Origin of the sequence: Streptomyces prasinopilosus (genome assembly GCF_001419695.1) — a bacterium.
Classification (GTDB): Bacteria; Actinomycetota; Actinomycetes; order Streptomycetales; family Streptomycetaceae; genus Streptomyces; species Streptomyces prasinopilosus.
Map to the genome: position 1 here is coordinate 1 of NZ_LIRG01000134.1, position 7,957 is coordinate 7,957.

The window sequence follows — 7,957 nt, forward strand, 5'->3', positions numbered from 1 at the left end:
CCGGCCGCGGCCCGCTTCACCGCGGTCCGTGCCCTGCGCGCGGCCGGCACGATCAGGGGCGTGCCCGTCTCGGGGTCGTCGATCACCTGGCAGCTCAGGCCGAAGACCCGCTCGATCAGTCCGGCGGTGACGATCTCCTTCGGGGCGCCCTGGGCGATCACCTTCCCGTCGCGCAGCGCGATGAGGTGGGTGGCGTACCGGGCCGCGTGGTTGAGGTCGTGCAGGACGGCGACGAGGGTGCGGCCCTGCTCCTCGTGCAGTTCCGCGCACAGGTCCAGTACGTCGATCTGGTGCTGGATGTCCAGGTAGGTCGTCGGCTCGTCGAGGAGCAGCAGCGGGGTCTCCTGGGCGAGTGCCATGGCGATCCACACGCGCTGCCGCTGCCCGCCGGAGAGTTCGTCGACGTGGCGTTCGCCGAGGTCGGCGATGCCGGTCCGGGCCATCGCCTCCCGGACGACCCGCTCGTCCTCGGTGGACCACTGGCGCAGGATGCCCTGGTGCGGATAGCGGCCGCGCCCCACCAGGTCGGCGACGGTGATCCCGTCGGGCGCGATCGACGACTGGGGCAGCAGTCCGAGGGTGCGGGCGACCTTCTTGGCGGGCATCGACTGGATGACCTGACCGTCCAGCAGCACCCGTCCCCGGCTGGGCTTCAGCATCCGGGACAGCGCCCGCAGGAGCGTCGACTTGCCGCAGGCGTTCGGGCCGACGATCACGGTGAAGGAGTTGTCCGGTATCTCCACCGACAACTGCTCGGCGATGACACGCTGGTCGTAGGCGAGGGTGACGTCCTCGGCGGACAGTCGGTTCACGGTGCTCCTTCGGCTGTGCAGCCCGCCGGCCCGCCGGTCGGCCGGTCCGTCGGTCGGTTCGTCGGTCGGTCCATCGGTGGGCCGCCTCATATCCGGCCCGCCCTGCGCTCGGTGACCAGGAGCCACAGCAGGTAGACACCGCCGAGCACGCCGGTGACCACGCCCACGGGCAGCTGGCCGGCCCCGAAGACCCGCTGCGAGATCCAGTCGGAGCCCACCAGCAGGGCGGCGCCCATGCACATCGCCGGCACCAGGTTCGGCCCGGGGGCACGGGTCAGCCGCCGGGCGAGTTGCGGTGCGGTGAGCGCGACGAAACCGATGGGTCCGGAGGCCGCCGTCGCCGACGCGGTGAGCAGGACCGCGGACAGCATCAGCACCATCCGTACGCGTTCCACCCGCACCCCGAGCGCGTACGACACGTCGTCGCCCATCTCCATCGTCCTGAGCCCGCGGGAGTGGGCGAGGACCAGCGGTACGAGGACGGCGCACAGCGCGAGCAGGGGCCAGACCTGGTCCCAGTCACGGCCCTCCAGGGAACCGGTCATCCAGACGATCGCGCGCGCCGCGTCCACGATGTCCGACTTGGTGATCAGATAGCCGTTGACCGCGGTGACGATCGCCGAGACGCCGATGCCGACCAGGACCAGCCGGTATCCGTGCACCCCCCGTTTCCAGGCGAGCACGTAGATGGCGAACCCGGTCGCCAGCCCGCCGGCCAGGGCACCGAGGGCGACCTGGCCGGCGGTTCCGGAGAACAGCACGATCACCGCGAGCGCACCGGCCGTGGCGCCCTGGCTCAGGCCGAGGATGTCCGGGCTGCCCAGCGGGTTGCGGGAGACGGACTGGAACAGCGCGCCGGCCAGACCGAGGGAGGCACCGACGAGGAGCCCCACCAGGACCCGGGGCAGCCGCAGTTCGGTGACGATGAACTCCTGCCCCGGATCGCCCTCGCCCAGCAGCGTCCGGACCACGTCGGCGGCCGGTATCGGGAAGTCGCCGGTGCCGATCAGCACCACGCTCGCGGTGAGCGCGACGAGCAGCAGCAGGGTGCCGACGACGAGGGCGCGCACGTCCACCCGGATCGAGAGGCCGCCGGGGGTGCGCACGGCACGGTTGGTCTTCACAGCTGGGCCGTCCTCCGCCGTCGTACGAGAGAGATGAAGACCGGACCGCCGATGATCGCGGTGACGATGCCGACCTGGAGCTCGGCGGGCCGGCCCAGGACGCGGCCGGTCACATCGGCGCCGAGCAGCAGGACGGGCGACAGGACGGCCGTGTACGGCAGGATCCAGCGCAGGTCGGGTCCGGTGAACGAGCGCACCACGTGCGGCACCATCAAGCCGATGAAGACGATCGGCCCGCAGGCGGCCGTCGCGGCCCCGCACAGCAGGGTCGCGGCGAGCATGGCCACTGCCCGGGTGCGGTTCAGGTGGGCGCCGAGGGCCCTGGCGGTGTCGTCGCCCATGGCCATGGCGTTCAGCGGCCGGGCGAGCAGCAGCGCCAGGACGAAGCCGGTCAGCAGGAAGGGGAGCACCTGCTGGATGACCGAACTGCTCGCCGAGGACAGCGATCCGACCGTCCAGAAGCGCATCCGGCCCAGGGCGGCCTCGTCCAGGATCATGACCGCCTGGAGGTAGCCGAACAGCGCGGCGGTGATCGCGGTGCCGGCCAGCACCAGGCGTACCGGTGTCGCGCCCCGGCTGCCGCCGAGGAACCACACCAGTGCCCCGACCGCCGCCGCACCGCAGAACGCGAACCACACGTAGCCGGACAGCGAGGTGACGCCGAAGAAGGTGATGGCCGTGACGACCGCGGCGGACGCGCCCGCGTTGATGCCGAGCAGTCCCGGGTCGGCCAGCGGGTTGCGGGTCAGCGCCTGCAGGACCGCTCCCGCCAGGCCGAGCGCGGTCCCGGCGAGCACGCCGAGGACGGTCCGTGCCAGCCGGTCGGCGACGACGGCGTCGCCGTAGGTGCCCGAATCCTCGAACAGGCCGTGCCAGACCTGTTGCAGGGACAGGTCCTTCGCCCCGATCGCGATGCTCGCCAGGGCGACGAGGACCAGGATCACGGCGGAGAGGAGCAGACCCAGGACACGGACCGGCGCCCGGCGGCTCGGATGCGCGGGGGCGGTGTCCGCGCGCTGTTCGGGGGGACTCTCGACCAACACGCAGTTAGGTTAGCCTACCCTCCCATTCGATCACGATTCCTTGATTCACCGAATCCCCGGGCAGCGGATCCTCAGGGAGGTGGATTCTCGGGCACGCGGATTCTCGGGCACGCGGGTCCCGGGGTCCCTCACAGCCCCAGCCTCGCCAGCGCCTTGCCTCCGTCCAGCCGGCACCCCTCGTCGCCCGCCGCCGTCCAGGCCGCCGCGCACAACGCCCGCAGCCCGTCCGCGGCCGTGCCCTCCCCGTCCAGCTCCAGACGCTCACCGGCCGCCGTCGCCGTCCAGCCACCGCACCGGAACCCGCCGCCGTCCGCCGCGTCGACCTCCGGCTGCCCGGTGAGCATCCCGCGCAGGTCGGCGTCGACGAAGGTCGGCCGGTGCCGCGGCGGTGCCGCCAGCAGCTGCGCCCCGTCGGTCACCCCCGTGAGCACCAGCAGGGAGTCGACACCGCCGTTGAACGCGCCCTCGATGTCCGTGTCCAGCCGGTCGCCCACCACCAGCGGCCGCCGGGCTCCCGTCCGCAGGATCGTCTCCCGGTGCATCGGCGGCAGCGGCTTGCCCGCCACCTGCGGCTCGGCGCCCGTCGCGATCCGTACGACCTCCACCGCCGCCCCGTTGCCCGGCGCGATGCCCCGGCCGCTGGGGATCGTCAGATCCGTGTTGGAGGCGAACCACGGAATCCCGCGCGCGATCGCGTAGCTCGCCTCCGCGAACCGCCCCCAGGGGAAGTCGGGGCCGCCGTACCCCTGCACCACCGCCGCCGGGTCGTCGTCCGCCGACTCCACGGGCGTCAGCCCGCGCTCGCTCAGCGCCACCCGCAGGCCCTCGCCCCCGATCACCAGCACCCTGGCCCCCGGCGGCACCTGCTCGCTCACCAGCCGTGCGACCGCCTGCGCCGAGGTGATCACATCGCCGGCCTCCGTCGGTATCCCCAGCTCCGTCAGGTGCGCGGCGACGGTGTCCGGCGTGCGCAGGGCGTTGTTCGTCACGTACGCCAGGTGCATGCCCCCGGCCCTGGCCGTGGCCAGTGACTCGACCGCGTGGACGATCGCCTTCCCACCCGCGTACACCACACCGTCGAGGTCGAGCAGCGCCGTGTCGTACGCCTCGCTCAGGGCCTGCCCACTGCCCTCGGGCTTCGTCCTGACGCTTCGGCTCATGGTGCATCGCTCCTCGTTCGACGGGTTTCCCCGATCATCCCCCATGTCACCGGCACCCGTACGATGCCTGGATGAAGACTGCAGGTCACTCGGAAGCGAAGGTGCGCCGAGGCCTGGAACTCACCCCGTTCCGAGGCCTTCGCTACGACCCCGACCGGGTCGGCAGCCTGGCCGCCGTGACATCCCCGCCGTACGACGTCGTCGTCCGCCCGGACGGTCTGCATCACCTGCAGTCCGCCGACCCGTACAACATCGTCCGGCTGATCCTCCCCGAGGCCGACACCCCCGGGGCCCGCAACGCCCAGGCCGCCGAGACCCTGGACCGCTGGCGGGCCGAGGGCGTCCTGACCACGGACCCCGAGCCCGCCCTCTACGTCTACGAGCAGTGTGACGGCGACGGCCTGCTGCAGCGCGGGATCATCGGCGCCCTGCGGGTCTCGGACCCCGGCGAGCGGCTGGTCCTGCCGCACGAGGACGTCATGCCGCACGTCGTCGCCGACCGCGCGGCCCTGATGCTGGCCACCTCGGCGAACCTCGAACCCCTGCTGCTGACCTATCCCGGCGGCGGGTCGGCGACCGCCACCGCCGATCTGATCGAGCGCACGGCCAGGACTCCTCCCGTCCTGGCGACCACCACGGAGGACGGCTTCCGCCACCGGCTGTGGGCCCTCACCGGCCCCGAGGACCTGGCCACCGTCCGGACCGACCTGGCCGGCCAGCAGGCGCTCATCGCCGACGGCCACCACCGCTGGGCGACCTACCGCCGCCTGCGCGCGCAGCACCCCTCCCCCAGCCCCTGGGACCACGGCCTGGTGCTCCTCGTCGACACGGACCGCTACCCGCTGCGCGTCCGCGCCATCCACCGCCTGCTGCACGGCCTGCCCGTCGCGGACGCGCTGGCCGCCCTCCACGGCCTGTTCCGGGTCCGTCGCGTCGACGCCGCGCTGCCGGAGGCCATGGAGGTACTGGCCGGGGCGGCGGGTGCGGGCAACGCCTTCCTCCTGGCCGGAGACGGCGCCTTCCACCTCGTCGACCGCCCGGACCCGGAGCTGCTGGCCCGCACGGTCCCCGCCGACCGCCCGGAAGCCTGGCGGACCCTGGACGCGACGGTTCTGCACTCCACGCTCCTGGACCGGGTGTGGCGCATCCCCGAGGACTCCCCGGCCCACATCGCCTACATCCACGACACGGCCGCGACCGTCGAGAAGGCGGAACGCGACGGCGGTACGGCGGTGCTGATGCATCCGGTCCGCGAGGAGGTCGTCCGCGACCTCGCCCGCCAGGGCGTCACCATGCCCCGCAAGTCGACGTCCTTCGGCCCCAAGCCGGCCTCGGGGCTGGTGCTGCGCGCGTTCGACGCGTGACGCGTCGCCGGTGACGCATGAGGGGCTCCCCGGTCGGTGACCGGGGAGCCCCTCATGTGTCCGGTCGCTCAGGCGCCGGGTGCCGTGTGCGGGCCGTCAGCCCTTGTCGGCGTCGGTCTCGTCCTTGTCGGCGTCACCGTTGTCCGGGTCCAGGCCCGTGTGCACGTCCTCGGCCCCGGTCTCGTCGGCCGAGGGGCCGGAACCGGTCTCGACGTCCGCGTCGGGCTCGTCCCGCGTGTCGGACTCCTCCCGCGCGTCGAGCGCGTCCGTGAACTCCACGCCGTCCATCTCGGCCAGCCGGTCCGAGGCGTCGGTGCTGCCGTCCCGGTCGGCCTCCACGGCCTTCGCGAACCACTCCCGCGCCTCGTCCGCCCGGTCGGCGGCGAGAAGCGCGTCGGCGTACGCGTACCGCAGCCGCGCGGTCCACGGCTGTACCGCCTGGGACGCCAGCTCGGAGCTCTGGAGCGTCACGATGGCGGCGTCCAGCTGCCCCATGTCGCGCCGCGCGCCGGCCGCGACGAGCCGCATCTCGACCTGTCCGGCCTTGTCCAGCTTCTGCACCTCGGGGGCGCCGGCCATGTCCAGCGCCTTCTCCGGCCGCCCGAGCCCGCGTTCGCAGTCGGCCATGAGGGGCCACAGCTCCGTGGTGCCGGTCATCCTCCGCGCCGCCCGGAACTCGGCCAGCGCCTCGGAGTACTTCTGGTTGGCGTACGCGGCGAAGCCGGCGGCCTCCCGTACGGCGGCGACGCGCGAGGCCAGCCGCAGCGCCACCCTGGAGTAGCCGTACGCGCCCTCGGGGTCCTCGTCGATCAGCCGGGCGACCATCACCAGGTTCTTGGCGACGTCCTCCGCGAGTGTCTTGGGCAGGCTCTGCAGCTCCTGCCGGACGTCCTTGTCGATCTCCTCGCCCGTGACGTCCTCGGGGATCGGCAGCCGCTTGATGGGCTCCCGGTCCCGGTCCCGCTCCTCGCGGAACCGGCCGCCACCGTGCCGGTCGTCACGATCGCGGAACCCACCGGAACGCCCGCCCCGGTCATCCCGCCCGCGGAAGCCGCCGCGCTCGCCGCCACGGCTGTCGTCGCGCCGGAAACCGCCCCGGCTGTCGTCACGCCCGCGGTATCCGCCCCGGCTGTCGTCGCGGTCTCGGAAGCCGCCCCGCTCCCCGCCGCGACTGTCGTCACGCCGGAAGCCTCCGCGCTCGCCACCACCGCGGTTGTCATCGCGGCGGAAACCGCCCCGGTCACCACCACCGCGGTTGTCGTCGCGCCGGAAGCCACCACGGTCGCCGCGATCATCACGCCCACGGAAGTCGCCCCGGTCACCACGGTTGTCGTCCCGGCCGCGGTAACCGCCCCGGTCACCACCACGGGTGTCCCCGCGATTGTCGTCACGCCGGAAACCACCCCGGCTGTCGCCCCGGTTGTCGTCACGGCGGAAACCGCCCCGGTCGCCACCGCCACGGTTGTCATCGCGGCGGAAACCGCCCCGCTCACCGCGGTCGTCACTGCGCCGATCATCCCGACGGTCGTCACGTCGGCCGTATCCCCGGTCGTCCTCACGCCGGAAGCCACCACGGCTGTCGTCGCGCCCGCGGTATCCGCCCCGGTCGCCACCACGGTCGCCACCGCCGCGGTTGTCGTCGCGCCGGAAGCCACCACGGTCGCCGCGATCATCACGCCCACGGAAGTCGCCCCGGTCACCACGGTTGTCATCCCGGCCGCGGTAACCGCCCCGGTCACCACCACGGGTGTCCCCGCGATTGTCGTCACGCCGGAAACCACCCCGGCTGTCGCCCCGGTTGTCGTCACGGCGGAAACCGCCCCGGTCGCCACCGCCACGGTTGTCGTCACGGCGGAAGCCACCACGGTCGCCACCGCCACGGTTGTCATCGCGGCGGAAACCGCCCCGCTCACCGCGGTCGTCACTGCGCCGATCATCCCGACGGTCGTCACGTCGGCCGTATCCCCGGTCGTCCTCACGCCGGAAGCCGGAACGCTCGTGTCCACCGTCACGCCGGTCGTCAGTCCGGCCGCGGTATCCGCCCCGGTCACCTCCGCGGCTGTCTCCGCGGTTGTCGTCGCGGCGGAACCCACCACGGCTGTCGCCACGGTTGTCGTCCCGCCCGTGGAAACCGCCTCGCTCCGGCCTGCCGGCACCTCGGTCATCGCGCCGATCGTCCCTGCGGAATCCGCGGTCGCGGTCACTGGGTCGACGCGGGCCGGCGCTCCGCTGGCCGCCCCGGTCCGAACGGTCACCACTGTCCCGTCGGCGCTGGTCGCGCTCCGGTCGGTCGTCGGGAGAGTTGGTGGACATCGGTGACTCCTGTCTTCGGTACTGCAAAATGCTCGCGCAGCCGGACGTCCGACGCGCTCCAGAAAATAAAAAAGGACCCCTGGCCCCAGCTGAACGCTGGTGACCAGGGGTCCTTCCAAAGATTGTTCGGCGGCGTCCTAC

At 72.9% G+C, this 7,957-nt stretch carries 6 protein-coding genes and 1 pseudogene; 1 reads left to right on the forward strand and 6 read right to left on the reverse strand.

Translation table 11 applies throughout. The features are described from left to right. From AOK18_RS07105 to AOK18_RS07120, 4 genes are all read right to left on the reverse strand, one after another. Nucleotides 1-902: ABC transporter ATP-binding protein (locus AOK18_RS07105; RefSeq protein ID WP_240503093.1), on the reverse strand; the 902-nt coding region annotated here is incomplete at its 3' end. Beyond that, nucleotides 899-1,936 carry a FecCD family ABC transporter permease gene (locus AOK18_RS07110; RefSeq protein ID WP_055573286.1) on the reverse strand — a complete coding sequence of 346 codons (1,038 nt, stop codon included), beginning with the start codon at nt 1,934-1,936 and terminating at the stop codon, nt 899-901. The genes AOK18_RS07105 and AOK18_RS07110, both read right to left, overlap by 4 nt. Further along, complete coding sequence (locus tag AOK18_RS07115; protein ID WP_055693764.1) at nt 1,933-2,979, reverse strand: FecCD family ABC transporter permease; 1,047 nt, start codon at nt 2,977-2,979, stop codon at nt 1,933-1,935. The genes AOK18_RS07110 and AOK18_RS07115 overlap by 4 nt, the downstream gene beginning before the upstream one ends. Nucleotides 2,980-3,107: 128 nt before the next feature. Next, a complete protein-coding gene (locus tag AOK18_RS07120; RefSeq protein WP_055693765.1) occupies nt 3,108-4,139 on the reverse strand; it encodes an HAD-IIA family hydrolase in 1,032 nt (343 codons plus the stop codon). Nucleotides 4,140-4,210: 71 nt separating this feature from the next. Here AOK18_RS07120 and AOK18_RS07125 point away from each other — a divergent pair, with 71 nt between their 5' ends. Then, nucleotides 4,211-5,503, forward strand: coding sequence for a DUF1015 domain-containing protein (locus tag AOK18_RS07125; RefSeq protein WP_055693766.1), 1,293 nt, complete (start codon nt 4,211-4,213; stop codon nt 5,501-5,503). A 96-nt stretch (nt 5,504-5,599) separates the two neighbouring features. Here AOK18_RS07125 and AOK18_RS33550 read toward each other — a convergent pair whose 3' ends face one another. Together AOK18_RS33550 and AOK18_RS35535 are read right to left on the reverse strand one after the other, a co-directional pair. Continuing rightward, a complete protein-coding gene (locus AOK18_RS33550) occupies nt 5,600-6,436 on the reverse strand; it encodes a tetratricopeptide repeat protein (RefSeq protein ID WP_055575166.1) in 837 nt (278 codons plus the stop codon). A gap of 129 nt (nt 6,437-6,565) precedes the next feature. Beyond that, nucleotides 6,566-7,816 (reverse strand): annotated as a pseudogene (locus AOK18_RS35535) (hypothetical protein); the annotation flags it as partial. Between the last annotated feature and the right edge of the window lie 141 nt (nt 7,817-7,957).